The following is a 25,713-nucleotide window of genomic DNA, read 5'->3' on the forward strand; positions in this document are numbered from 1 at the left end:
TCATGCCCAAAGCGCCCGGTGCGCGGCCTGGGCTTTGCCTTTCAGGCTAGCTCTTTACCGACTCACGGCGCCTTTTGTGCCGCATTCTTTGCCGCCACGACCGCGTCGAAGACGTCCCGCTTGGGTAGTCCGGCCTCGGCCGCCACCGCCGCGATGGCCTCCTTGCGCCGCTCCCCCGCCTCCTCGCGCACCCGCACCCGGCGCACCAGTTCCTCGTCGTCCACGTCGCCGGGCGCGGCCGCGGGCGCGCCCTCCACGACGACGGTGATCTCGCCGCGGACGCCCTCGGCGGCCCACGCGGCGAGCTCGCCGAGGCCGCCGCGCCTGACCTCCTCGTACGTCTTGGTCAGTTCGCGGCACACGGCGGCGCGGCGCTCTGCGCCGAAGACCTCGGCCATGGCCGCCAGGGTGTCGTCGAGGCGGTGCGGGGCTTCGAAGTAGACCAGGGTGCGCCGCTCGCCCTCGACCTCGCGCAGCCGGCCGAGGCGTTCGCCCGCCTTGCGCGGCAGGAAGCCCTCGAAGCAGAAGCGGTCCACGGGCAGGCCGGACAGGGCGAGCGCGGTGAGCACCGCGGACGGCCCGGGCACGGCGGTGACCCGGATGTCCTTCTCCACGGCGGCGGCGACCAGCCGGTAGCCGGGGTCGGAGACCGAGGGCATTCCGGCGTCGGTCACCAGCAGCACGCGCGCCCCGCCGGTCAGGGCCTCGACCAGTTCCGGGGTGCGCGCGGATTCGTTGCCTTCGAAGTACGACAGCACGCGCCCGGTGGTGTGCACGCCGAGCCCCTGGGTCAGCCGGCGCAGCCGCCGGGTGTCCTCGGCGGCGATCACGTCGGCCCGTTCCAGCTCGGCCGCGAGCCTCGGCGGGGCGTCCGCGAGGTCGCCGATGGGGGTGCCGGCGAGGACGAGGGTGCCCGTCGGGCCGGCGGTGCGGGAGGCGGGGTCGGTACCGCGGGGCTGGTCAGTTGTCACCCGCCCATCCTCTCAGTCCCGCACCCGGACCCTCCCCGCCACTGGGGTGCACACCGATCGGTTCCCTACGATGACCCGGTGACCAGTACCGCGACGCCTCCGCCCAGCCCCGCGGGGGCCCCTCCCGCCCCGTCGGCGGGGCGGGATGAAGAGCCGCCCATCTGGCTGCGCCGCCTGCGCGCCTTCGGCTACGCGCCGCGCGGCGCCGCGCCGCGCACGGACGTGCGCACCCGGCTGGTGCCCCCGTACGCCCAGCCGTCCCCGCAGCTGTGGATGACCTTCGGTCTGCCGCCGCAGGTGTGGGGGACCTGGCAGCGCGTCCTGTCCTGGGCCGGGCCGCTGCTGGTGGCGCTGGTCGCCGGGGTGCTGCGATTCGTGCACCTGGGCAGCCCGAAGGCGGTGATATTCGACGAGACGTACTACGTGAAGGACGCCTGGGCCACGATCAGGCAGGGGTACGAGGCGAACTGGCCCAAGGACATCGACAAGTCGATCCTCGCCGACCCGCAGTCGGTCCCGCTCCCGCTCGACCCGGGCTACGTGGTGCACCCCCCGGTCGGCAAATGGGTGATCGGGCTCGGCGAGTGGATGTTCGGCCTCACACCCTTCGGCTGGCGGTTCATGACCGCCGCGCTCGGCACCCTCTCGGTGCTGATGCTGTGCCGGATCGGCCGCCGGCTGTTCCGCTCGACGTTCCTGGGCTGTCTGGCCGGCGCGCTGCTCGCGGTGGACGGCCTGCACCTCGTGATGAGCCGCACCGCGCTGCTCGACCTGGTGCTGATGTTCTTCGTCCTCGCCGCTTTCGGGGCGCTGCTCATCGACCGGGACCGGGCCCGGGCCCGGCTGGCGGACGCGCTCCCGCTGGACGACGAGGGCAGGGCGCGGCCGGACCGCAGGACCGCCGAGACGCTCCGGCTGGGGTTGCGCCCGTACCGGATCGCGGCCGGGGTCTGCCTGGGGCTGGCCGCGGGCACGAAGTGGAACGGCTTCGTGGTGCTGGCCTTCTTCGGTGTCCTCACCGTGCTGTGGGACGCGGCCGCCCGTCGCACGGCGGGCGCCGGCTCGCCGTATGCGGCGATGCTGCGCCGTGACGCGCTGCCCGGCTTCCTGTCGACGGTCCCGGTCGCGGTGGTGACGTACGTGGCTTCCTGGTCGGGATGGCTCCTCAGCTCCGACGACGGCAAGGGCGGCTACCTGCGCGACTGGGCGGCCAAGAACGACCGGGGCAGTGCGCTGTCGTTCCTGCCGGAGTGGCTGCGCAGCCTGTGGCACTACGAGACCGAGGTCTACAAGTTCCACGTCGGTCTGACCTCGGGGCACACCTACGAGTCCAACCCGTGGAGCTGGCTGGTCCTGGGCCGGCCCGTCTCCTTCTTCTACGAGTCCCCCGAGCCCGGCGCCGACGGCTGCCCGGCGACGCAGGCCGGCAAGTGCGCGCGCGAGGTGCTGGCGCTGGGTACTCCGCTGCTGTGGTGGGCGGGCTGTTTCGCGCTGCTGTACGTGCTGTGGCGGTGGCTGCTGCGGCGCGACTGGCGGGCGGGCGCGATCGCCTGCGCCCTGGCCGCGGGCCTGCTGCCCTGGTTCAACTACCAGGAGCGGACCATCTTCTACTTCTACGCCGTGGTCTTCGTCCCCTACCTGTGCCTGGCGGTGGCGATGATGATCGGGGCCCTGCTGGGCCCGGCCGGTTCGAGCGAGCGGCGCCGCACGCTGGGGGCGATCGGGGCGGGGGTGCTGGTCCTGCTGATCGTGTGGAACTTCATCTACTTCTGGCCCCTCTATACCGGCCAGTCGATCCCCATGGACTCCTGGCGGGGCCGGATGTGGCTGGACACCTGGGTCTGAGCGCCCCTCCCCTGAGGCTCCGGCCCCCGAGGTTCCGGCCCCCCGAGGTTCCGGTCCGGTAACGAGTCCGGTGACCGGTCCGGTACGGAGCGCATGCGCAGCGTATGGTCTGGCACCAGGGGGTTCTTTGAACGCGTTCAGAGAACTGTGGTTCACGGGGGAGGGACTGACTCCAGTGCACGGAGCAGCGAAGGGGGCCGTCATCGGCGGGGTTTTCCTCGCGATGGTCGGCGGGGCCGGATACGGGGTGTACAGCCTCGTCGGGGCCGGGGGCGGCGACGGCAAGGGGGGCGGGGGCGCCGACGGCGCCTCCGTCCGGGCGGAGAAGGGCAGCGGGCCCGTCACCGAGGAGGAGACCGCGGCGACGGCCAAGGCCTTCCTGGAAGCGTGGGCCGCCGGTGACAACCGCCTGGCCGCCGACCTCACGAACAACGCGGCGGCCGCGCAGAGCGCGGTGGGGGACTTCAGGACGAAGGCGTACGTGTCCAAGGCCGTGATCACCCCGGGCACGCCGACCGGGGCCGTCGTGCCCTTCAAGGTCGCCGCGGAGATCACGTACGAAGGGGTGACCAAGCCCCTGGCCTACGACTCGCAGCTGACCGTGGTGCGCGGGCTGACCAGCGGGAAGCCGCTGGTCGACTGGCGGCCCTCGGTCCTGCACCCGCAGCTGGGGCAGTACGACACGCTGCGCGCCGGCGCCCCGGCGAGCCCGCCGGTCAAGGCCGTCGACCGCAACGGCGAGGAGCTGAGCGCACAGAAGTACCCCTCGCTGCGTCCGGTCCTCGACCAGCTGCGCGCGACGTACGGCGGCAAGGCGGGCGGCAAGCCGGGGGCCGAGCTGTGGATCGAACCGTCCGGCGGGGGCGGCCCGCGGCGCACGCTGCTGACGCTGGCCGAGGGGGAGCCGAGCACGCTGGAAACGTACCTGGACGCGAAGGTGCAGGCGGCGGCCGAGCAGGCGGTCGCCCGGTTCCCCGAGGCTTCGGTGGTCGCCGTCCAGCCCAGCAACGGGCACATCCTGGCCGTCGCCAACCACCGCAAGGACGGCTACGACGCGGCGATGACGGGGAACCGGGCCCCCGGCTCCACCATGAAGATCGTGACGGCGGCCATGCTGCTGGACCGCGGCAAGGCCGCCGCCGACAAGCCCGCCGAATGCGTGAAGGAGGCGGAGTGGGGCGGGCGCACCTTCCACAACCTGAACGGCTTCGAGCTGCCGGGCGCGACCTTCGCGACGAGCTTCGCCAAGTCCTGCAACACCGCCTTCATCAAGCAGATCGACGACGTGGCCGACGACACCGCGCTCTCGAAGGAAGCGTCGGAGGTCTTCGGCATCGGCCTGGACTGGAAGACCGGCGTCAAGTCGACCGACGGCAAGGTCCCGGCGGCCACGGGGGCGGGAGCGGCCGCCGCGTACATCGGGCAGGGCCAGATCACCATGAATCCGCTGAACGTCGCCTCCATCACGGCGACCGCCCGCACCGGCGTGTTCCGCCAGCCGCTGCTGGTCTCCCCGGAGATCGACGGCCGTACGGTCGCCACCGCGCCGCGCCGCATGAAGTCCTCGGTGCAGCAGCAGCTGGTGTCGATGATGCGGCTGACGGCGACGAGCGGGACGGGCGCGGCCGCGATGAGGTCGGTCGGCGGGGACAAGGGCGCCAAGACCGGCTCCGCCGAGGTCGACGGCGCGGGCAGCCCGGACAGCTGGTTCACGGGCTACAGCGGCGACATGGCCGCGGCGGCCATGGTCGAGGCCGGCGGCCACGGCGGCGACGCGGCGGGACCGATCGTGGCCGCGGTGCTGTCCTCCTGACACCCGCCGCCCGCACGGCCGCGCCCCCCGTCGCGCGACTACGGGCCGGGTCGCGCGGCTGGACACAGAGCGTGGGCTACGGCACGGACCGCGCAGCTACGGCACGGACCGCGCGGCTACGGCACGGAGCGCAGGGCCCGTACGAGCGCCTGCGCGCGCGGGTCGGCGGTGACCGACTTGGCGTGGGCGTTGGTGACGTAGCCGAAGCCGATTCCCGCCTCCGGGTCCGCGAAGGCCAGGGAGCCGCCGCGGCCCGGGTGCCCGAAGGAGGCGGGGGAGAGCAGGGGCGAGGCCGGGCCGTGCAGCATGTAGCCGGGGCCGAAGCGGGTATTCACCACGAGGACGCGGTCGGGGCCCGCCGAGAACTCCCGGGCGGCGAGGGCGGTGGTGGCGGGAGTGAAGATCCGCGCGCCGTCCTCCACCACGCCGATGGTGGCCGCGTAGAAGCGGGCCAGGGCGCGGGCCGTGCCGATGCCGTTCGAGGCCGGCAGCTCGGCGGCCCGGTAGGCGGGGTCGTTCTCGTCCCAGGGCCTGTCGCCCTCGGCGGCGGGGGGCGCCTCGATGGCCGCGAAGGCCCGGCGGGTCAGGGAGCCGGGGTCGGCGTATGCCTCGGCGACGTTGCGCCTGGGCCGGATCCTGAGCCCGGGCGCGTCCTGCGGCGGCTCGACCGGCGCCACCCGGCCCACCCGGTGGATCTCGGTGTCCGGCAGCCCGATCCAGAAGTCCAGGCCCAGCGGTTCGGCTATCTCCTCGGCCAGGATCGCGCCCAGCGTGCGGCCGGTCGCCCGCAGCACCAGTTCCGACAGGAGCCAGCTGAAGGTCTGCGCGTGGTAGCCGTGCGCGGTCCCGGGCTCCCAGAAGGCGCGCTGCGCGGCGACGGCGAGCGGTCCGCTGACCCCGTCGGCCGCCTCGGCGGGCGTCAGTGAACGGTCCAGGGCCGGGACGCCCGCGCGGTGCGCGAGCAGGTCGCGGACACGGCTCCGGTCCTTGCCGCCCGCCTTGAACTCCGGCCAGTAGGAACCGACCGGCGCGTCCAGGTCGAGCAGGCCGCGCTGGTGCAGCAGCAGGGGTACGGCGGCGGCCACGCCCTTGGTGGCGGAGCGGACGATCTGGGCGGTGTCCCCGGTCCACGGCTCGGTGCCGTTCGCGTCCTTGGTGCCGCCCCACAGGTCCACGACCTTGCGGCCGTCGCGGTAGACGGCCACCGCCGCGCCGCGGTCGCCGAGCGCCTGGAAGTTGCGTACGAACGCGTCTCTGACGGGCTCGAAGCCCTCCGCCACCACACCCTGGATGTCCACGCGCAGTCCAACAACCGGCGACCTGCGCTTATGCCACCGTGACCGAGCGGGGGTCGAAGCCGAAGGGGAGCTCCAGGCGGTGGGCCCGCATGAGCGCGTCGTCGCACAGGAGGTCCTGGGTGCGGCCGTCGGCGGCGATCACACCCTCGCTCAGGACGACCGAGCGCGAGCACAGCTCCAGCGCGTACGGCAGGTCGTGGGTCACCATCAGCACCGTCACGTCGAGCGAGCGCAGGATCTCCGCGAGCTCGCGGCGGGAGGCCGGGTCCAGGTTGGACGAGGGTTCGTCCAGGACCAGGATCTCGGGCCGCATGGCCAGCACGGTCGCCACCGCGACCCGGCGGCGCTGGCCGAAGGACAGGTGGTGCGGGGGCCGGTCGGCGAAGCCGGCCATGCCCACCTGCTCCAGCGCCTCCTGGACCCGCTGCGCGAGCTCCGCGCCGCGCAGGCCGGCGGCGGCCGGGCCGAATGCCACGTCCTCGCGGACGGTCGGCATGAACAGCTGGTCGTCGGGGTCCTGGAAGACGATCCCGACCCGGCGCCTGATCTCCGCGAGGTTGCGCTTCTCCACCGCGAGTCCGGCCACGGCCACCGATCCGACCCCGCCGGACAGGATGCCGTTGAGGTGCAGGACCAGGGTGGTCTTGCCGGCGCCGTTGGGGCCGAGCAGGGCGACCCGTTCGCCCGGGGCGACGGTCAGGTCGACCCCGAAGAGGGCTTGGTGCCCGTCGGGGTAGGCGTAGGCGAGGCCGGTGACTTCCAGCGAGGGGACGGCTTCCGGCGACGGAGGGATCTTGGGCGGCGGGACGGCTTCCGGCGAAGGGGTACGGGTCACAGGGTCCATCCCATCAGACAGACGGCGAGCGCCGTCAGCGGGAGCACGGCCGCGTACGCCCACTGCGCGCGCGTGGCCGACACCTCGTCGATCACCGGCATGGAGCCGGCGTAGCCTCGGCTGACCATCGCCAGGTACACCCGCTCGCCGCGCTCGTAGGAGCGGATGAACAGCGCGCCCGCCGTCTTGGCCAGCACGCCCCAGTGCCGGATCCCGCGCGCCTCGAACCCGCGCGAGCGCCGGGCGACGGACATCCGGCGCAGCTCGCCGCCGATCACGTCGCCGTACCGGATCATGAAGGAGGCGATCTGCACCAGCAGCGGCGGCAGCTTGAGGCGCTGCAGGCCCAGCAGCAGCGCCCGCAGTTCCGTGGTGGAGGCGAGCAGTACGGAGGCGGCCACCCCGAGCGTGCCCTTGGCCAGGACGTTCCAGGCGCCCCACAGTCCGGAGACGCTGAGTGAGAGGCCGAGGACGTCCACCCGCTCGCCCTCGGCCACGAAGGGCATGAGGAAGGCGAAGGCCACGAAGGGGACCTCGATCAGCAGCCGCCGCAGCAGGAAGCCGGCCGGGACCCGGGCGGCGGCCGCGACCCCGGCGAGCAGGACGGCGTAGAGCCCGAAGGCCCATACCGCCTCGCGCGGGGTGGACACCACGACCACCACGAAGGCGAAGGTCGCGGCGAGCTTGCAGTGCGGCGGCAGCGCGTGCACCGGCGAGTGCCCGTGCCGGTAGAGCCGGTGGGCGTGGCCCGCGCCCATCTCAGACCGCCGACGGCGCGGCCGCAGCCCGCTGGTCCGACCGGCGGCGGCGCACCACCCCGAAGACGCCCGTGCCGACGACGACGGTGGCGCCGACGCCGATCACGCCGGCGAGGCCGCCGGAGAGCCGGGCGTCGTCCACGTCCTTGACGCCGTAGTCGGCGAGCGGGGATCCGGCGGCCGCGTGCTCCTCGGCCTTGCGGTCGATGCCCTTGTCGGCGGCGACCTTCTCCAGGCCGTCGGGGCTGGCGGAGGCGTAGAAGGAGACGAACCCGGCGAGGACGAGGGCGGTGACCAGGCCGGTGGCCCACACCGTGCGCGTGGAGCGGGCGGCGGCGGGAGCGGCGGCCGGCGCGGCCGGCGCGTCGACGAGTTCGCCGCCGACCCGCAGCTTCAGGGGCGCGGCCAGAGCGCGCGCCCCGTGCACCAGGTCGGGCCGTACGGCGATCACGGCGCCCACGGTGGCCGCGGTGATGGCGGCCTCGCCGAGTCCGATGAGCACGTGCACGCCGACCATGGCCGTGAACACCTTGCCGATGGACACCTCCGTGGTGCCGCCGATCGCGTAGATGGCGGTGAAGGCCGTGGCGGCGCCCGGTACCGAGAGGAGGGCTCCGGCGAAGGCGGCGGCGGTCACGGAACGGCGGGTGCGCGGCAGCACCCCGAGCAGCCCCCGGAAGACGGCGTAGGAAAGGACGACGGTGACGACGCCCATGACGGTGATGTTCACGCCCAGTGCGGTCAGGCCGCCGTCGGCGAAGAGGATGCCCTGCATGAGCAGGACGACGGACACGCAGAGCACGCCCGTGTAGGGGCCGACGAGTATCGCGGCGAGCGCCCCGCCCAGCAGGTGTCCGCTGGTGCCGGCGGCGACCGGGAAGTTCAGCATCTGGACGGCGAAGATGAAGGCGGCGACGAGGCCCGCGAGCGGCGCGGTGCGTTCGTCGAGCTCCCTGCGCGCGCCGCGGAGGCTGACGGCCACCGCGGCGGCGGCGACCGCTCCGGCGGCCACCGACACGGGTGCGTTGATGAATCCGTCGGGCACGTGCATGGAAGGGCTCCGCTTCTCGCAGTCTTGAACCGTTCAAGAATAGTGCCCAGTTGCAAATGGTTGGCAACAGCGTATGCGCGACAAAAAGCGCCTCGCGCTTTCGCCGGAGTGTGCGAGGCTGGACACGGGACAAACGGACTCATATGTTCCGATTACGAGGAGTCTGGTCGATGTCAGCCACCGCCGAGAATCCGCCCACCGCCTCCGGGGCCACCGCGACCGCCGCGCTCGTCGAGGAACACGTCCGGGCCCGGGTGATCACCGACGACCCCCTCTACCGGGCGATCCCGGTCTTGCTGCGCTTCAACCCGGCCGAGCCGCTGGCCGTGCGGATCGTCTTCCCGGCGGACCTGTCCCCCGAAGGCACCGACAACGAATGGGTCTTCCCGCTCGCGCTGCTGGAAGCGGGCCTCCAGGCCCCTTCGGGAACCGGGGACGTGCGCGTCTGGCCCTGCGGCCGCGTACTGGCGATCGTCGAGTTCCACTCCCCCGAGGGTGTCGCCGTGATCCAGTTCGACACCACCGCCCTGCGCCGTTTCCTGCGCCGGACGCGGTCCGCGGCCGCCGCCCCTGCCGCTCCCGCCCCCATCGCCGCCCCCGCCGCCACCCGTTAGGCGCAACGGGCCCGGCCCCGTACCGCCTGCTGTCAGGCGGTACGGGGCCGGGCTGTTGTCCTACGGGGCGGGCGGGGCGGCGTCAGGCGTTGACCAGCTCGCGGTCCTTGCCCGGGTCCTCCGGGGAGTCCGAGATGTCGCCGAGGTGCCGGCGCAGGCTCTCCCCCTCCACGTCGACGTCCGGCAGCAGCCGGTCCAGCCAGCGCGGCAGCCACCAGGCCTTGTGCCCGAGCAGCGCGAGCACCGCCGGGACGATGGCCATCCGGACCACGAAGGCGTCGAAGAAGACCGCCACGGCCAGACCGAAGCCGATCATCTTGACCATCTGCTCGCTGGCCCCGATGAAGCCCGCGAACACCGCGATCATGATCACTGCGGCGGCCACGACCACCCGGGCGCTGTACCGGAAGCCGGTCACCACGGCCTGGCCGGGACGCTCGCCGTGGACGTACGCCTCCCGCATCCGGGTGACGAGGAAGACCTCGTAGTCCATGGCGAGGCCGAAGACGACGCCCACCATGAAGATCGGCATCATCGACATGATCGGACCGGTCTGCTCCACGCCGAAGAGCGAGCCGAGCCAGCCCCACTGGAAGACCGCGACGACCGCGCCGAGGGCGGCGACGACCGACAGCAGGAACCCGAGGGCCGCCTTGAGCGGGACCAGGACCGAACGGAACACCAGCATCAGCAGCAGGAAGGCGAGGCCGACCACGAGAGCCAGGTAGGGCAGCAGCGCGTCGTTCATCTTCTGCGAGAAGTCGATGTTCATGGCGGTGGCGCCGGTGACCAGGACGTCGTTCCCGTTGTCCGCGCGGATCGCGTGGACCAGGTCCTCGGTCTGGGCGGAGGACGGGCGGTCCTTCGGGACGACCGTGATCACCGCGGCGTCGCCGGCCTCGTTCGGGGCGGGCGGGACGACCGCGGCGACCCCGTCCAGGGCCTTGATCCGGTCGGCGGTCTTGTCGGCGAGTGCCTTGTCGCCGTCCACGACCACCATCAGCGGGCCGTTGAAGCCCGGGCCGAATCCGTCGGACAGCAGGTCGTACGCACGGCGCTGGGTGGTGGAGACCGGCTGGGCGCCGTCGTCCGGCAGACCCATCTCCAGCTTGCTCGCCGGGATCGCGACGACGCCGAGGCCGATCACGCCGACGAGCAGGACCACGACCGGGCGGCGCAGGACGAAGCGGGCCCAGCGGGTGCCGCCGTTGGGCTTCCGGGCGGGGGCGGCCGGCTCCGTGCCCGTCCCGCCCGTGCCCGCCTCGGTCTTGTCCTTGGCAGCGCCCTTGCCCTTGCCCTTGCCGAACAGCCGGCTCTTCTCGCCCGCCGGCAGGACCTTCCTCCCGGCGTAGCCCAGGATGGCCGGGACCAGCGTCAGGGCGACGAGCACCGCGATGACGACGGTTCCGGCGGCCGCGAAGCCCATCTTGGTCAGCATCGGGATGTTGACGACGGCCAGGCCGACCAGGGCGATGACCACGGTCAGACCGGCGAAGACGACGGCGGAACCAGCGGTTCCGACAGCTCGCCCGGCAGCCTCGTCGCGCTCGCGGCCCTCGGCGAGCTCCGCGCGGTAGCGGGAGACGATGAAGAGGGCGTAGTCGATGCCGACCGCGAGGCCGATCATCATCGCGAGGGTGGAGGTGGTGGAGCCGAGGTCCAGCACGTTGGCGAGCGCGGTGATGGAGGAGACGCCGATGCCCACGCCGATCAGTGCGGTCAGCAGCGGCAGACCGGCCGCGATCAGCGAGCCGAAGGTGATGACGAGCACGATCGCCGCGATCAGGATGCCGACGACCTCACCGGAACCGGTCTCGGGCGCCGCCATCAGCGCGTCGCCGCCGATCTCGACGGTGAGCCCCTGCGCCTGGGCGTCCTTGCCGGACTCCTTCAGCGCGTCACGGGTGGCGTCGGTCAGCTCCATGCCGCTGACCTTGTACTTGGCGCTGAGGTAGGCGGTGGAGCCGTCCTGGCTCACGGCCTTGCCCTGGTACGGGTCGGTGACCGAGGCGATCTGGTCCTTGCCCGGACCGGACTTCAGGTCTTCGGCGATCTTCTCGACCTGGGCCTTGGGGGCCGGGTCGGTGACCTTGGCGCCGTCCGGCGCCTTGACGACGATGCGGGCGGTGGCGCCGTCGGCGGCCATGGCCGGGAACTTCTCGTCCAGCAGGTCGAAGGCCCGCTGGGCCTCCGTGCCGGGTATCGAGAAGGACCCCGAGGTGGGGGCGGAGGCCGAGGCCGCGCCGAAGCCGGCGGCGAACAGCAGCGCCACCCAGACGAGGGCGACGAGCCCGCGGCGCCGGAAGGCGCCCCGGCCGAGTCGGTAGAGGAAGGTGGCCACGTCGTGGTTCTCCCGTTCGGGTCGTGGGATGGATCCGCGAGGGATCAGGGCATGGAGAGCCGGCCCGACGACGAGAGCGGCGTGTCAGGAGCAGCGGGACGAGCAGCGGGGACGGGCGGAGCAGGTCGGACGGGAAGGGGTCAGACGCCGAGGGCGGGGAAGACCACGGCGTCGATGAAGTCGGCGAGGAAAGCCCGGTCCACCGAGCGGTCCTCGATCAGCGGGAGCGCGATGAACGCCCCGATGAGCATGTGCGGTACGAAGCCGAGCGCCGGACAGTCCGGGCGGATCTCCCCCCGGTCGACCGCGCGCTGGAGCATCAGCTGAAGGCCGTTGATCTCCGGGTCGACCAGCAGGTCGCGCAACGCCTTGTGGAGCTCCGGGCTCTCGTGGACGGCATGCGCCAGACCCCGCATCAGTGCGGTGTCCTTGGCCATCTGCGCATCGTCGGAGTGCTCCACCATGCGCGCGAAGTCCGCGCGCAGGCTGCCCGTGTCGATCTCCCCCAGCGAGACGGGCTGGGTACACCGCAGGGCCCTGGCGACCAGTTCGGGCTTGCTCCCCCACTGGCGGTAGAGGGTGGCCTTGCTGGACTTGGTGCGGGCGGCGACCGCGTCCATGGTCAGCGCCTCGTAGCCCACCTCGCGGAGCAGGTCCAGGACCGCTCCGTGCAGTTCGGCTTCCCGTTCGGGGGTGATCCGGCTGCGCCGGGCCGTGATCGGCTCGGTCATCTCCGCGTCTCCCTCCGGTCGGGTCCCTGTCGAAACGAAAGCGTTCCGTACGCGTACGACGATACCTCCGCAGCCAACGAAACGAAACCGTTCCGTTTCGCTTGTGCGGGTGGCGTGGATCACTTGTACGAGTTGCCAGGCCCCTCCCGCGCGGAAAGCATTGGGGGGTGAGTCACGACGGCGCGTACCTCCGCTTCCCGCACCTGCACGACGACCTGCTGTGCTTCGCCACCGAGGACGACCTGTGGGTCGCCCCGCTGGTCCCCGACGGACAGGCCCCCGGCCGGGCCTGGCGCATCACCGTCGACCGGACCCGCGTCAGCCACCCGCGCTTTTCCCCCGACGGCAGGCACATCGCCTTCACCACCTGGCGCAGCCTCGACCCGGAGATCCACCTCGTCCCCGTCGACGGCGGCCCGGCCCGCCAGCTCAGCTACTGGGGCGCCACCGACACCCGCGTCTGCGGCTGGACCCCGCCCGACGAGGACGGCCGCAGCGACATCCTGGCCGTCTCCTCGCACGGGCAGCCCTTCTCCTACTTCGCCTGGGCCTACTGCCTGCCCACGGACGGCAGCCCCGGGGGGCGCCTGCCCTGGGGGCCGGTCTCCGACATCCAGGTCCGTGCCGAGGAGTCGGGCGAGCGGCGCTCCCTGCTGCTGACCGGCAAGCCCCCGCACGAGCCCGCCGCCTGGAAGCGCTACCGCGGCGGCGCCACCGGCCGACTGTGGCTGCACGGCGAACGCCTGCTGGAGGACATCGAGGGCCACCTCGACTCGCCGATGTTCGTAGGGGGCCGGATCGCCTTCCTCTCCGACCACGAGGGCATCGGCAACCTCTACTCCTGCCTGCCCGACGGCACCGGCCTGCGCCGGCACACCGACCACGAGGAGTTCTACGCCCGGCACGCCTCCAGCGACGGCTCCCGGGTGGTCTACCAGTGCGCCGGGGACATCTGGCTCGTGGACTCCCTGGCTCCCGACGCCGTCCCGCGCCGGCTGCGGGTCCGCGCCGGTGGCCCGCGCGCGGGGCGGCGCAGCTACCAGGTGCCGGCCGCCCACCACGTCGACTCGCTGTCCGTGGACGCCACCGGGCGGGCCAGCGCGGTCGTGGTGCGCGGCAGCCTGTACTGGCTCACCCACCGCGACGGCCCGGCCCGGACGATCGCCGACACCCCGGGGGTGCGGGTGCGGCTGCCCGAGATGCTCGGCAGCGGCGGACAGGTCGCCTACGTCACGGACGCCGAGGGCGAGGACGCGATCGAGATCGCCTACCTGCCGCGGGCGTCCGGCGAGCAGGAGCCGCGACGACTGGCCTCGGGCGAGCTGGGACGCGTGACGGAACTGCTGGCGGACCCGGACGGGGAGCGGCTCGCCGTCGCCTCCCACGACGGGCGGCTGCTGCTGCTCGACGCGACCGAGGGGTCCGGCGGCGAGGTCACCGAGCTGATCCGGTCGGCCAACGGGCCCGTCACCGACCTGGCCTTCTCACCCGACGGGTGCTGGCTGACCTGGTCGCACCCGGGCATCGGGCGTTCGCTGCGGCAGATCAAGATGGCCCGGATCTCCGGTCCCGGCGCGCGGACCGTCGTGGACGTCACCAACGGCCGCTTCGAGGACGAGAGTCCCGTCTTCACCCGGGACGGGCGCTACCTGGCCTTCCTGTCGTGGCGCGGCTTCGACCCGGTCTACGACGTGCACACCGGGGACCTGTCCTTCCCGCTGGGCTGTCGCCCCTACCTGGTCCCGCTCTCCTCCGCGACCCCCTCGCCCTTCGCGTTCTCCCCCGACGGACGGCCGGCGGCGGGGGGCCTCGACCCGGTCGAGGGGGACACGGAAGGCGACGGCACGGTGACGGTGGAGGTCGAGGGACTGGAGAGCCGGGTGACGCCGTTCCCGGTCTCGGCCTCGAAGTACTCGGCGCTGTACCCGGTCAGCGGCGGCGGGCTGGTCTGGCTGCGCTGGCCGATCTCCGGCGCGCTCGGCGAGACCTTCGCCAATCCGGCCGACACCAGCGGCAAGCCGGCGCTGGAGCACTTCGACATGACCAAGGCCCGCAAGAGCGAACTGGCCTCGGGGCTGGACTGGTTCGCCGTCAGCGGGGACGGCACCCGGCTCGTGGTCAACGACGACGGCGACCTGCGGGCGGTCCCGTCCACCGAGTCGGGCGACAGCGACTCGACCGTCTACCTGGACCTGCGGCGCATCCTGCACGAGGTGGACCCGGCGGCCGAGTGGCGCCAGGCGTACGAGGAGGCCGGGCGGATCATCCGCGCGTACTTCTGGGAGCCGCGCATGTGCGGGATCGACTGGGACGGGGTGCTGGCCCAGTACCGGTCCCTGGTCGAACGGGTGGCCTCGCCGGACGAGTTCGCCGACCTGCTGCGCGAGGTCCTCGGCGAGCTGGGCACCTCGCACGCCTACGTCTCCCCCGCCCGCCGCAACGAAGGCCCGCCGCACTACCAGCGGGCGATCGGGCTGCTCGGCGCCAACCTGGTCCCGCGGGACGGGGAGTGGGTCCTGCGCCGGATCCTGCCCGGCGAGTCCTCGGACTCCAAGGCCCGCTCCCCGCTCGCCGGCACCGGCATCAGGGAGGGCGCGGTGCTCACCCACGTGGACGGCCGGCCGGTGGACCCGGTGACCGGGCCCTACCCGCTGCTCGCGGGCGCGGGCGGCACGACGGTGGAGCTGACCTTCCGGCCGGCGGCGGGCGAGGACCGGGCCCGGCGGGTGGCGATCGTGCCGCTGATCGACGAGCGGCCGCTGCGCTACCAGGACTGGGTCGCCAAGCGGCGCGCGGTGGTCCGGGAGATCAGCGGCGGCCGGTGCGGCTACCTCCACATCCCGGACATGGGCGGATCGGGCTGGGCGCAGTTCAACCGCGACCTGCGGATGGAGATGTCGCGGCCCGCGCTGATCGTCGACGTACGCGGCAACGCGGGCGGCCACATCAGCGAGCTGGTGGTGGAGAAGCTGACCCGCTCGATCATCGGCTGGGACCTGACGCGGGGCGCCCAGCCGGTGAGTTACGCCTCCAACGCGCCCCGGGGCCCGATCGTGGCGCTGGCCGACGAGGCGACCTCCTCGGACGGCGACATGATCACCGCGGCGTTCAAACTGCTGGGGCTGGGGCCGGTCGTGGGTCAGCGGACCTGGGGCGGGGTGGTGGGCATGACGGGCCGCCACACACTCGGCGACGGCACGGTGATCACGGTGCCGATGAACGCGGCCTGGTTCACCGAGTACGGCTGGTCGGTGGAGAACCAGGGCGTGGAGCCGGACCTCGCGGTCCTGCGCACCCCCCTGGACTGGGCGGAGGGGCGCCACGCCCAGCTGGACGACGCGGTGCACCTGGCGCTGGAGCTGCTGGAGCAGGACCCGGCCGTGGTGCCGCCCGGCTACACGGACGTGCCGGACCTGCGACGGCCGAAGCTGCCGCCGAGGCCGTAGGCGGTCGGTGCGCGGCGGTAGGTGCACGGGGAAGGGGTGCGGCCCGCGGGCCGCACCCCTTCCCTTCCGTGGTGCGCGTCGCCGTGCGTCCGCGTCGCCGCGGCCCTGCGCCGGGGTGCGCGTCCTTCGCGTCCCTGCCCGCCGCTACGCGTCGACGCTGTCGTCGAGGGCCCCGGCGGGCCGGTTCCGCGCGGGCCGGCCGGGCGTGCCCGGGGCGTCCGGCGCGCGGCGCGCCGAGCCCTCCCGCACGTCCTCGCGGGCCTCGCGCGCCTCCGCGCCGGCGCGCTCGGCCAATTGCCTCGCCTTTTCGTGGAACTGGTCTCGCAGGCCCATGGGGTTCCTCCCGTAGGGGTGTCGGGGCTCGGGTGCGACCAGCGTGGCATGACGGGACGAACCTCGCACATCCGACATGTGACTCTCAGTGCCGCTCGGAGCGCCCCTGCTCGTCCGCGGCGCCGCCCGCTCCCACAAGCCCCTTGGACACACCGGCCAGTCGGGGCTCGAACCGCTTCATCTCGCGCTGCCCGACGGTCGCGATGATCCCGGGCAGGTAGCCGCGCATCCCCTGCATCCCGCGCAGCCACCACTGCGCGTACACGTGGGGCGAGCGCCGCTCGATGCCCGCGACGATCCGGTCGACGGCCGGGCCCAGCGGGTAGGTGCGGTTCGCCGGCCACGGCAGCCGCCCGCGCAGCTCCCGCATGACCTCGTCCTGGTCGGCCCCCCGCACCATGTCCGTGTCGGTCCAGGAGAGGTAGCCCACGCCGACCTTGACGCCCTTGTAGCCGACCTCGGCGCGCAGGCAGTAGGCGAAGGCCTCGACGCCGGACTTGGAGGCGCAGTAGGCGCTCATCATCGGCGCGGGGGTGATCGCGGCGAGCGAGGCGATCTGGAGGAAGTAGCCGCAGCTCTGCGTCAGGGCGGGCAGGAAGGCCCGGGCGGTGACGGCTCCGCCGACGAGGTTGACCTCGATCACCCGGCGCCAGGCGGCGGGGTCGGAGTCGGCGAAGGGACCGCCGGAGGCCACGCCCGCGTTGGCGACGACGATGTCGACCCGGCCGAAGCGCTGCTCGACCTCGCGGGCGACGCGGGCCATGGCCTCGTGGTCGGTGACGTCGGCGTGCCAGTGGTCGCTGTCGGTGCGCAGCCGCTCGGAGACCTCTTTCAGGACCTCCGGCTCCAGTCCGACGAGCGCGATCCGGGCGCCGCGCGCGGAGAGTTTGCGGGCGAGCAGCTCGCCGACGCCGCGGGCGGCGCCGGTGACGACGGCGACCTGGCCTTCCAGACTCCTGTGAGCACTCACGGCGTCTTCTCCTTCTGGGTGGGGGCGGGCCCGGCGCCGAGGTGGTGCGCGGTCAGCTCGCGCACGGCTGCCGTCACGGCCTCCGGGGCCTCGATCGGCGTCATGTGCCCCATGCCGGTGAGCTCGGTGAGGCCCACGCAGTCCGGGAGCGCGGCCGCCAGCTCACGGGCGTGCACGACGGGGGTGAGCCGGTCGTTCTTGCCGGTGATGACGGCGGTGGGCACCGTCAGGCGGGCCACGTCCGCGCCGAGGTCGAGCCCGGCCAGCACCCGGGACCAGGCGTGCCGGACCCCGGTGGGGCAGGCGTGCACGATGCGGGCGCACGCCTCGACGCGGTCGGGCGCGGTACCGGGGCCCATGGTGGCGTACTTGAGGACCTTCCTCGCGACGGGCGTGACCGGGCCGAGCGGGGCCCGGGACCCGAGGACCGCGCCGGTGGCCCGGGTCCGCAGGCGCCCGGCGCGCAGTGGCAGGACCAGCGCCTCCGCGACGAGCCGGGCGCTGCCGGTGCTGCACAGCAGCGCGGCGGCGACGTGCTCGGCGAACTCCGGGCGCCCCGCGGCCGCCATGACCGTCATGCCGCCCATGGAGTGCCCGGCGACGACGGCGCGTTCGCCGGGGGCGAGGGTCGCCTTCAGGACGGCCACCAGGTCGTCGGCGAGGGCGGCGGTGCTGTGCACCCGGGCGGCGGGACTGCGTCCGTGGCCCCGCTGGTCGTAGGCGATGACCCGGTGGTCCTTGGCCAGCTCCCGTATCTGGGCGGCCCAGAAGGCGGTGGAGCAGGTCCAGCCGTGCGCCAGCACGACGGCCGGCGCACCCTCCTGTCCGTGGACCTCGACGTGCAGGCGGGCCCCGTCGGCGGAGACGGCGACCAGTTCGCGCCGGGCGGCGGGCGGTGCGTAGGGCCCGGAGACGACGTGCAGGAGCCGGCTCACGCGGCGCCCTCCTCGGCGGAAGCCAGGGCCGCGGCCGCGAACGGTGCGGGCCGGCCCGGGCCGGCCTCGGCCGCGGCGCCGGTGCCGGCCGCCTCCAGGGCGGCCGCCTGGGCCGGTTCGGGCTCGCGGCGCCGTACGACTTCGTACTCGGCGAGGTCCACGCTCCGCGTCTCGCGGCGGAATTCGCCGGTGGTGCCCGGCCAGACGGTGGTGTTGCGCCCCTGGGCGTCCAGGTACCAGCTGGTGCAGCCGCCGGTGTTCCACACCGTGCGCTCCATCCGGGTCTGCACGTGCCGGTTCCACCGGTTCACGGCGGAGGGCCTGGCCGCGAGCGCGACCCGGTTGCCCCGGCCGCCGTCGTCGAGGAGGGACAGCTGGCGCAGGTAGTCGGCCATGTAATTGAGCTGCGACTCGATCATCAGGATCATCGAGCTGTTCCCCAGCCCGGTGTTGGGGCCGATGATCGTCATCCAGTTGGGGAAGCCGGCCGCGGTCGCCCCGCGCAGGGCCTGCATCCCGTCCTTCCACTCCTCCGCGAGGGTCTTGCCCTCCGCGCCCACCACCCGGTCGGCGATCGGCATGTCGGTGACGTGGAAGCCGGTGCCGAAGATGATCGCGTCGACCTCGGTCTCCGTGCCGTCGGCCGCGACCAGCACCGAGCCCCGGATCTCCTTCAGCCCGGAGGCGACCAGGTCCACGTTGGGCCGGGCGAGCGCCGGGTAGTACTCGCTGGAGAGCAGGATCCGCTTGCAGCCGATCCGGTAGGAGGGGGTCAGCTTGGCGCGCAGGGCCGGGTCCTTGATCGCGCGTGCCATGTTGGCCTTGGCGAGCGACTCGATGAGCCCGAGCTGGTTGGGACGCTTGGTGAAGGCGCTGACCTGGAGTTCACGGATGCCCCAGAGGAGTCCGCGCCGTGCGGCCCGGGTGAAGGGCAGCTGACGGTGCAGCCAGCGCTCGGCGGACGAGATCGCCCGGTCGGTGCGCGGCATCACCCACGGCGCGGTCCGCTGGAAGAGCGTCAGCCGCTGCACGTCCGGGGCGATGGCGGGCACGATCTGGATGGCGGAGGCGCCCGTACCGATCATGGCGACGCGCTTGCCGGCGAGGTCGTAGTCGTGGTCCCAGCGCGCGGAGTGGAAGACCTTGCCCGGGAACTCGGCGAGCCCCGGGACCTGCGGCATCTTCGGGTCGGACAGCGGCCCGGTCGCCGACACCACCACGTCGGCGGTCAGCGCTCCGGCAGAGGTCTCGATCTCCCAGCGCAGTTCGTCCGCGTCCCAGCGCATCAGCCGGACCTCGGAGTCGAGGCGGATGTGCCGGCGCAGGCCGAAGGTGTCGGCGACGTGCTCCAGGTACTGCCTGATCGCGGGCTGGCCGGAGAAGGTGCGGGGCCAGTCCGGGTTGGGCGCGAAGGAGAAGGAGTACAGGTGCGAGGGGACGTCGCACGCACAGCCCGGATAACTGTTGTCGCGCCAGGTCCCGCCGACGGATCCGGCCCGTTCCAGTACGACGAAGTCCGTGATCCCCTCGCGCCGCAGCCGCACGGCAGCGCCGAGCCCGCCGAATCCCGACCCGATCACTGCCACACGTACGTGCTCACGTTCGCCCATGCCGCCCATGCCCGCCGCCTTCCGCATCGTCCGCAGTCCCAGCCGTGCCGTGCCGTGCCGTGCCGTGCCGCACACATCACACCGTCGCAACGCTGCCAGCAATCACTGGCACAATCGGGAGACTAGAGCAGGCCCGTACTCATGGGTAGGGGTGGAGCCCGGAAAGTTACCGCCGGTACGGCTTAGGGTGCGGCTGTGGCGAAGGAAGAGACGGAAGCGAAGACGGTGGGCGAGTACCGCACGGAGGAACTGGCCGAGGCGGCCGGGATCCCGGTCCGCACCCTGCGTTTCTACCGCGAACGCAAGCTGCTTCCGCCCCCGCGCCGCGAGGGCCGTATCGCCTGGTACGACGACCACCACCTGGCCCGGCTGCGCACCATCGCCGCCCTGCTGGAGCGCGGCCACACCCTCGGTGGCATCGCGGAGCTGACCGCCGCCTTCGAGAGCGGCCGCGACGTCGGCCAGCTGGGCGAACTGCTCGGCATCGGCTGGTCGCAGGAAACCCCCGTCCGGCTGTCCCCGGAGGCACTCGCCGACTACTTCGAGGGCGAGGTCACCCCGGAGAACCTGGCAGCCTCGCTGGAACTCGGCTACCTCGCCACCGACGGCGACGCGATCGTGCACGTCAGCCGGCGCCTGCTGGACGTCTCCTCGGCGCTGGTGCGCGAGGGCGTCCCGCTGGCGGCCGTCCTGGAGACGGGCCGGCGCGTACGGGAACACGCGGACGCGATGGCGGCCCTGTTCACCGAGCTGATCTCGGCCCACATGCCGCAGGACGCGCTCCCCAGGCTGCGCCCGCTGGCCAAGAGCGTGGTCGAGGCCGAGCTGACGATGGCGATGGACCGCCTGCTGGCCGCGAACCCGTCCGGCCCGGCGACCGGACCCGGCCCGGCAGCCGCACCCGGCCCGGCGACCGGACCCGGCCCGGCGACCGGACCCGGCCCGGCAGCACCCGGCCCGGCAGCCCCGCCGGGTCAGACCCCGAGGTCGTAGACGACCGTCACCGGCGCGTGGTCGGACCACCGCTCGGGGTGCGTCTCGGCTCGCTCCACGAACGCCTTCACGGCCCTCGCGGCCAGCCCGGGAGTCGCCACCTGGAGGTCGATCCGCCAGCCGGCGTCGTTGTCGAAGGCCCGGCCCCGGTAGGACCACCAGGAATAGGGGCCCTCGGTGTCGGGGTGCAGCTCCCGCACCACGTCGACGTAGCCCGCCTCGCCGTACACCCTCCCCAGCCATTCCCGCTCCTCGGGCAGGAAGCCGGCGTTCTTGCGGTTGGTCTTCCAGTTCTTCAGGTCCGCTTCCCGGTGGCAGATGTTCCAGTCGCCGCACACGACGACCTCGCGCCCGTCCGCTGCGGCCCGCCCCTTCAGCGCCGTGAGGTACGCGTGGAACTCCTCCATGAACCGGTACTTCTCGTCCTGCCGCTCGGTGCCCGCCTCGCCGGAGGGCAGGTAGAGGCTGGCGACCGTCACGCCGGGCAGGTCGACCTCCAGGTACCGGCCGGAGGCGTCGAACTCCGCGCTGCCGAAGCCGACCTGCACCCGCTCCGGCGCCCGCCGCGTGTAGAGCGCGACCCCGGCCCGCCCCTTGACGGCGGCCGGCGCGAACACGGTGTGCCAGCCCTCCGGGCTCCGGACCTCGTCGGGGATCTGCCCCTCCTCGGCCCGCACCTCCTGCAGGCACACCACATCGGCATCCGAACCCCGCAGCCACGCCCCGAAGCCCTTCCTGGCGGCGGCGCGGATGCCATTCACGTTCACGGACGTCACGGTGATCAAAACTTGCTCCCCACATCGCTCAAAACGGGAGCAGCCTACTCGTACGGCCTCCCCCCGGGCCCGGGCGTCTCAGCGCCCGGGCGGGCACGGCGGCAGTCCCCGGCAGGCGGCCCCGCAGCCCGGCGGGAGGGCTCCGTACGATGTGCGGATGTCTCACGGGATACAGCTCCGGGCCATCGCCTACGACCATCCGGACGCGGTCAAGCTCAACGACGAGGTCCAGATCGAATACCAGCAGCGGTACGGCGGTGAGGGTGATGCCACCTTCCTCGACCCGGCCATGTTCGTTCCGCCGCAGGGGCTCTACCTGCTGGCGTACGACGCCTCGGGCTCCGCGGTCGCCAGTGGCGGATGGCGACGTCAGGACCGCAACGACGAGGGGTACGCGGACGGCGACGCCGAGCTGAAGCGGATGTACGTCATACCGCAGGCCCGCGGGCTCGGCCTGGCGCGGCGGATGCTGGCGGAGCTGGAGGCCGACGCACGGGCCGCCGGCCGGAACCGGATGGTCCTGGAGACGGGCGACCAGCAGCCGGAGGCGATCGCCCTCTACCTCTCCTCGGGGTACGCGATGTCCGCCAAGTTCGGCCACTACCGCTTCCACGACTCCAGCCGCTGCATGGCCAAGGCGCTGCGCCCCTGATCCACCGCCTCCACCCCCGGCGCGGCCCGGCGCCGGGGCCGGAGCGCGGCCCGGCGCGGCCCGGCGCGCGGCCCCTAACGGGGCAGCCACACGGGCCGGCCCGTGCCCCAGCGGGAGGGACCGGCCGGCCAGTCGCCGAGGGGGCTGACGGCGTGGCGCAGGGGTCCGTAGCCCGAGTCGCCCTCCCGCAGCCACGGCCCCGGCGCGTAGCCCGGGGCGCCCGGTTGCACCGCCGCGAGGTCGTGGACCAGCCAGGAGGCCGTGCCTGCGAGGGAGAACCGCAGCGCGCGACCGCCCCCGTCCGCCAGCGCCCGAAGCACCGCCGCCGCCATGAGGTACCCGGTGCCGTGGTCCAGCGCCTGCGCCGGCAGCGCTCCCGGCGTCCCGTCCGCCGACGCGTACCGCGCGGCGATCCCGTAGCCCGCCTGCACCAGGGAGTCGAAGCCGCGCCGGCCGGCCCACGGCCCGTGCCGGCCCCACGCGCACAGCTGGGCCACCACCAGCCCCGGCCTGCGCTCCAGCAGGTCCGCCGCGCCGAGTCCGAACCGCTCCAGGGCGCCCGGCCGGTAGCCGCTCACCACCACGTCCGCGCTGGCCAGCAGCCCCTCGAACACCTCCCGGTCCGCGGCGTCCGCCAGGTCCAGCAGCGCGGAGCGCTTCCCGAAGCCGGTGTCCGCGTAGGTGTCGTCCGCCTCCGGCAGCCCCGGCGCGTCGATCCGCAGCACGTCCGCGCCCAGCAGTCCGAGCGTGCGCGTGGCGACCGGCCCGGCGATGACCCGGGTCAGGTCCAGCACCCGCACCCCGGCCGCGGGCAGCGCGGCCGGCGCCGGCCCGAGGGGGCGGCCCGTCCCCCCGGGCCCGCCGGCGGCCTCGACCAGCGGCTGCCGGGCGCCGTAGGCCGGGGCGACGGCCACCGCGAGGGCGCCCTGCGCGTAAGCAAGTTCCTGCACCCCGGCGGCCGGCCGGGCCGCCACCGCGGCCCGCAGGTCCCGCGGCGTCGCGGACGGCAGCTCCAACGCCCTTACTAGCGCGGCGCGGTGGTGCGGGTAGTTGGCGTGGGTGCGCACCCAGCCGTCCGCCGCCCGCCAGAAACCGGACAGGGGCGCGAAGCCCGACGGCCGCCGCCCCGCGATCCGCAGGTGCCGCTCGCTCACGAACGCCGTCGCCACCGCGCCCTCGTCCACGACCAGCGGGGCCACGTCCGCGGCCCCGCCCCCGGCCCGCACCGCGCCCAGCTCCGCTGCGGCCAGCGCGCACACCCCGACCGTCGCCCGCGCCAACTCCCGTACCGGCAGTGGCCCTTCGCCCAGACCGGGCGCCCCGCGGTAGCCCACGCACGCCGCGAGCTGCGGCGCCCCGCCGAGTGCGGCCCAGGCCCGCGCCGTCCCCTCGTCCGATTCACCCGTGATCGTCATGGGGACAGTGTCCCCCGGCGCCCGGTCAGCGGGCCGCACTCAGGGCGACGGCCGCCGCGGTTGGGCGGCGACATCCCGGTCCCGCCCCTGGTCGGCGCCGCCCCCGTCGCCCAGCTGGAGGAGAACCTCGGCCCGGTGGAGCTCGACCTGACGCCGCAACAGCGCGCGAAGCTCGACTCGGTGGCCCTTCGTCGCGCCCTCCCGAACGGACCCCTGAAACGACGAAGATCCCGCCCGATCTTTCGATCGGACGGGATCTCGTCACCGTTCCCGAGAGCTACTCGCGAACTGCCGTTTGTGGACCTGTGGGGATTTGAACCCCAGACCCCCTCGATGCGAACGAGGTGCGCTACCAGACTGCGCCACAGGCCCTTGCGACGTGTGAAACATTAGCATCCCCGCGCGGGTGCTCCAAAACCGATACCGGGGAGCGTCCGCGCAGGTCACCTACTCACTCGTTCGCGGCGCGCGGCCGCCCGTCGCTCTCGTACTGGTCGAACAACGGGGTGCGGCCGGTCTCGCGCCCGCGCGGGCGCGGCGGGCCCGGGGCCTTCGCCTCGGGCGCGGGGGCGCCGGGCTGGGCGCGCAGCCGCGGTTCGGTCGGCTCGGCCGCGCTGGAGCGGGTCGCGCTCCAGCCGTCCGGGGAGGCCGGACCGGTGGCGCGGGGAGCGACGGGGGCCGTCACGTAGGTGGGCAGCGGGACCGGGACCGGTTCCCAGCTGTCACCGCGGGCCGGGCCGCGCTCGCGTTCGCGCTGCTGGTCCACCCACTCGGCGTGGTCGGTCTGCTCGACCAGCGCGCGGCGCCCGGCCTCCTGCGGGGAGACCGGTGGAGCGGGGTCCGGTTCGGCGCCCACGGCCTCGCCCGGTCCGGCGGCGGATTCGGCGGGCCTGCGGCGCGGGCGGTTCTCGCGGAGTCGGCTGGCGGCCGCTTCGGCGCGCCGCCGGTCCATCGTGAACTCGTAGCGCCGCCGCTCCTGGACCCGCAGATGCACGATGTAGCTGCTGAGCAGCAGCGCGGGCACGGCCGGGGCCCACAGGTAGCCCAGCCCGCCCACCGCCGCGACGACCGCGCCGCAGGTGAAGACCAGGAAGAGGAGTGCCGTGGTGCGCCGGCGGCGGGCGAGGACCTGGAGGCGCTGTTCGCGCCGGGCCCGCTCGGCGCGCTGCTCCCGCTCGGCGGCGGCCGGTCTCGGCTCCGCCCGGGTCGGGGGCACGACAAAGGCCCGGGCGTCGGCGTCGACGGAATTCACCCTTTCCGTCGCGGCGTCCGGGTCCGCGTGGGGCTGGGGCTCCGCCTGCTCGTCACCGCGCTCACGCAGTCCCCTGGCGTAACGGCGCTCCATTCCCGCCCGGCCGGAAAGCAGCCGAATGGCAGTGGAGAAGCGTTCCGTCGGACGGGCTTCGTTCAGCTCGTCCTGCCTGCGGAGCCACATGGGCACCAAGTAGGCGGCCCAGGCCCCGACAATGACTGCGTAGATGAGGCCGCTGCTGCTCACACGTCACACCGTAGAGGGGCGCGGCCGGAGGGATCGGCCAATTGGGCCGGTGTGTCGCACGATCTCGCTGATATCACGGACTTTTTTTGTGATTCTTCGGATCAGGTTATGGGCGAATCGGTTCCCCGAGGCGACTATTCGAACAGATATTCGCTTTTCTGTTTTTGCGAGCCCTCCGCGCCTTCCGTCCTCCCCGTCATTGCGTCGGGGAGGACGGCGGGGCCTGCGGCGGGGAGTGCCGGCGGCTCCGCTGCCAGCGGCGCAGCAGCCCCCCGGGGACCTCCTCCACCGTCACCGCGTACACCAGGTGGTCGCGCCAGGCGCCGTCGATGTGCAGGTAGCGCGGCCTCAGCCCCTCCTCGCGCAGGCCCAGCTTCTCCACGACCCGCCGGCTGGGCAGGTTCTCCGGGCGGATGCACACCTCGATGCGGTGCAGGCCGACCTTCCCGAAGCAGTGGTCCACCGCGAGGGCGACCGCCGTCGGCATCACGCCGCGCCCCGCCACCTCGCGGTCCACCCAGTAGCCGACGTGGGCCGCGCACATCGAGCCCCAGGTGATCCCGGCGACCGTCAGCTGTCCCACGAGGCGGCCCTGGTACTCGATGACGAAAGGCAGCATCCGGCCCGCGTTCGCCTCCGCCCGCAGGTGGCGGACCATCTGCCGGTACGTCGGCCGCTGGGCCGCCGGCCCCCAGGGGGCGGGCGGCGGGATCGTGGCCTCCCACGGGCGGAGCCAGTCGCGGTTGCGCCGGTTGACCTCGCGCCAGGCGTTCTGGTCGCGCAGCTTTATCGGCCGGAGCGTGACATCGCCGTCCGTCAGGACCACCG

At 73.5% G+C, this 25,713-nt stretch carries 21 protein-coding genes and 1 tRNA gene; 6 read left to right on the forward strand and 16 right to left on the reverse strand.

Annotated elements, in window-relative coordinates; translation table 11 throughout:
- Window positions 1–62: 62 nt before the first annotated feature.
- Entirely contained in the window at window positions 63–971 is a 909-nt protein-coding gene (rsmI, locus tag AMK16_RS24100) for a 16S rRNA (cytidine(1402)-2'-O)-methyltransferase (protein WP_073919190.1), read from the reverse strand.
- A 78-nt stretch (window positions 972–1,049) separates the two neighbouring features.
- Here rsmI and AMK16_RS24105 point away from each other — a divergent pair, with 78 nt between their 5' ends.
- Both AMK16_RS24105 and AMK16_RS24110 read left to right on the forward strand, forming a co-directional pair.
- Window positions 1,050–2,816, forward strand: coding sequence for a dolichyl-phosphate-mannose--protein mannosyltransferase (locus AMK16_RS24105; protein WP_073919193.1), 1,767 nt, complete (start codon window positions 1,050–1,052; stop codon window positions 2,814–2,816).
- Between the two features lie 175 nt (window positions 2,817–2,991).
- Window positions 2,992–4,629, forward strand: coding sequence for a penicillin-binding transpeptidase domain-containing protein (locus tag AMK16_RS24110; protein ID WP_107417230.1), 1,638 nt, complete (start codon window positions 2,992–2,994; stop codon window positions 4,627–4,629).
- A 116-nt stretch (window positions 4,630–4,745) separates the two neighbouring features.
- Here AMK16_RS24110 and AMK16_RS24115 read toward each other — a convergent pair whose 3' ends face one another.
- The 4 genes from AMK16_RS24115 to AMK16_RS24130 are packed head-to-tail and all read right to left on the reverse strand — an operon-like array spanning window position 4,746 to window position 8,571.
- Window positions 4,746–5,927: a serine hydrolase domain-containing protein gene (locus AMK16_RS24115; protein WP_199885544.1), complete on the reverse strand. Its 1,182-nt coding sequence runs from the start codon at window positions 5,925–5,927 to the stop codon at window positions 4,746–4,748.
- Window positions 5,928–5,955: 28 nt separating this feature from the next.
- Window positions 5,956–6,771: an energy-coupling factor ABC transporter ATP-binding protein gene (locus AMK16_RS24120; protein WP_073919198.1), complete on the reverse strand. Its 816-nt coding sequence runs from the start codon at window positions 6,769–6,771 to the stop codon at window positions 5,956–5,958.
- Window positions 6,759–7,520: a cobalt ECF transporter T component CbiQ gene (gene cbiQ / locus AMK16_RS24125; protein WP_073919201.1), complete on the reverse strand. Its 762-nt coding sequence runs from the start codon at window positions 7,518–7,520 to the stop codon at window positions 6,759–6,761. Before cbiQ ends, AMK16_RS24120 begins: the two co-directional genes overlap by 13 nt.
- 1 nt (window position 7,521) lies before the next feature.
- Window positions 7,522–8,571 carry an energy-coupling factor ABC transporter permease gene (locus tag AMK16_RS24130; protein ID WP_073919204.1) on the reverse strand — a complete coding sequence of 350 codons (1,050 nt, stop codon included), beginning with the start codon at window positions 8,569–8,571 and terminating at the stop codon, window positions 7,522–7,524.
- 170 nt (window positions 8,572–8,741) lie between these two features.
- Here AMK16_RS24130 and AMK16_RS24135 point away from each other — a divergent pair, with 170 nt between their 5' ends.
- On the forward strand, window positions 8,742–9,185 hold the full coding sequence (locus tag AMK16_RS24135) for an SsgA family sporulation/cell division regulator (protein ID WP_073919207.1): 444 nt from the start codon (window positions 8,742–8,744) through the stop codon (window positions 9,183–9,185).
- Window positions 9,186–9,267: 82 nt separating this feature from the next.
- Here the strand turns inward: AMK16_RS24135 and AMK16_RS24140 are convergent, their stop codons facing one another.
- Both AMK16_RS24140 and AMK16_RS24145 read right to left on the reverse strand, forming a co-directional pair.
- The gene (locus AMK16_RS24140) at window positions 9,268–11,526 is read right to left on the reverse strand and encodes an MMPL family transporter (RefSeq protein WP_073919209.1); all 2,259 of its coding nucleotides are present in this window, start codon (window positions 11,524–11,526) and stop codon (window positions 9,268–9,270) included.
- 140 nt (window positions 11,527–11,666) lie between these two features.
- Window positions 11,667–12,257 carry a TetR/AcrR family transcriptional regulator gene (locus AMK16_RS24145; protein WP_073919212.1) on the reverse strand — a complete coding sequence of 197 codons (591 nt, stop codon included), beginning with the start codon at window positions 12,255–12,257 and terminating at the stop codon, window positions 11,667–11,669.
- Window positions 12,258–12,424: 167 nt separating this feature from the next.
- Between AMK16_RS24145 and AMK16_RS24150 the strand changes: the two genes are divergently transcribed.
- Window positions 12,425–15,703, forward strand: a complete 3,279-nt coding sequence (locus tag AMK16_RS24150; RefSeq protein ID WP_073919215.1) for a S41 family peptidase — start codon at window positions 12,425–12,427, stop codon at window positions 15,701–15,703.
- Window positions 15,704–15,847: 144 nt separating this feature from the next.
- Here the strand turns inward: AMK16_RS24150 and AMK16_RS24155 are convergent, their stop codons facing one another.
- The 4 genes from AMK16_RS24155 to AMK16_RS24170 form a co-directional block, all read right to left on the reverse strand.
- Window positions 15,848–16,036 (reverse strand): hypothetical protein, encoded by a 189-nt coding sequence (locus AMK16_RS24155; RefSeq protein ID WP_073919218.1) that lies wholly within the window; start codon window positions 16,034–16,036, stop codon window positions 15,848–15,850.
- A gap of 85 nt (window positions 16,037–16,121) precedes the next feature.
- Window positions 16,122–17,006: an SDR family oxidoreductase gene (locus AMK16_RS24160; RefSeq protein ID WP_073919221.1), complete on the reverse strand. Its 885-nt coding sequence runs from the start codon at window positions 17,004–17,006 to the stop codon at window positions 16,122–16,124.
- Entirely contained in the window at window positions 17,003–17,941 is a 939-nt protein-coding gene (locus AMK16_RS24165; protein ID WP_073919224.1) for an alpha/beta fold hydrolase, read from the reverse strand. The genes AMK16_RS24160 and AMK16_RS24165 overlap by 4 nt, the downstream gene beginning before the upstream one ends.
- On the reverse strand, window positions 17,938–19,551 hold the full coding sequence (locus AMK16_RS24170; protein ID WP_073919633.1) for a flavin-containing monooxygenase: 1,614 nt from the start codon (window positions 19,549–19,551) through the stop codon (window positions 17,938–17,940). The genes AMK16_RS24165 and AMK16_RS24170 overlap by 4 nt, the downstream gene beginning before the upstream one ends.
- A gap of 195 nt (window positions 19,552–19,746) precedes the next feature.
- Between AMK16_RS24170 and AMK16_RS24175 the strand changes: the two genes are divergently transcribed.
- The gene (locus AMK16_RS24175) at window positions 19,747–20,544 is read left to right on the forward strand and encodes a MerR family transcriptional regulator (RefSeq protein WP_242438874.1); all 798 of its coding nucleotides are present in this window, start codon (window positions 19,747–19,749) and stop codon (window positions 20,542–20,544) included.
- Here AMK16_RS24175 and AMK16_RS24180 read toward each other — a convergent pair.
- Window positions 20,526–21,329 (reverse strand): exodeoxyribonuclease III, encoded by an 804-nt coding sequence (locus AMK16_RS24180; protein ID WP_073919227.1) that lies wholly within the window; start codon window positions 21,327–21,329, stop codon window positions 20,526–20,528. The two genes, AMK16_RS24175 and AMK16_RS24180, sit on opposite strands and share 19 nt — an antisense overlap.
- Window positions 21,330–21,477: 148 nt before the next feature.
- Here AMK16_RS24180 and AMK16_RS24185 point away from each other — a divergent pair, with 148 nt between their 5' ends.
- The gene (locus AMK16_RS24185; RefSeq protein ID WP_073919230.1) at window positions 21,478–21,972 is read left to right on the forward strand and encodes a GNAT family N-acetyltransferase; all 495 of its coding nucleotides are present in this window, start codon (window positions 21,478–21,480) and stop codon (window positions 21,970–21,972) included.
- A 74-nt stretch (window positions 21,973–22,046) separates the two neighbouring features.
- Here the strand turns inward: AMK16_RS24185 and AMK16_RS24190 are convergent, their stop codons facing one another.
- The 4 genes from AMK16_RS24190 to AMK16_RS24205 all read right to left on the reverse strand — a co-directional run bounded on the left by AMK16_RS24190 (window position 22,047) and on the right by AMK16_RS24205 (window position 25,711).
- Complete coding sequence (locus AMK16_RS24190) at window positions 22,047–23,387, reverse strand: CoA transferase (protein WP_073919233.1); 1,341 nt, start codon at window positions 23,385–23,387, stop codon at window positions 22,047–22,049.
- A 298-nt stretch (window positions 23,388–23,685) separates the two neighbouring features.
- A tRNA-Ala gene (locus AMK16_RS24195) sits at window positions 23,686–23,759 on the reverse strand.
- Between the two features lie 79 nt (window positions 23,760–23,838).
- On the reverse strand, window positions 23,839–24,885 hold the full coding sequence (gene sepX / locus AMK16_RS24200) for a divisome protein SepX/GlpR (protein WP_073919235.1): 1,047 nt from the start codon (window positions 24,883–24,885) through the stop codon (window positions 23,839–23,841).
- 196 nt (window positions 24,886–25,081) lie between these two features.
- Window positions 25,082–25,711 carry a GNAT family N-acetyltransferase gene (locus AMK16_RS24205; RefSeq protein WP_073919238.1) on the reverse strand — a complete coding sequence of 210 codons (630 nt, stop codon included), beginning with the start codon at window positions 25,709–25,711 and terminating at the stop codon, window positions 25,082–25,084.
- Window positions 25,712–25,713: the final 2 nt, after the last annotated feature.

Origin of the sequence: Streptomyces sp. CB00455, from assembly GCF_001905445.1 — a bacterium.
In the GTDB taxonomy this organism is placed as follows: domain Bacteria; phylum Actinomycetota; class Actinomycetes; order Streptomycetales; family Streptomycetaceae; genus Streptomyces.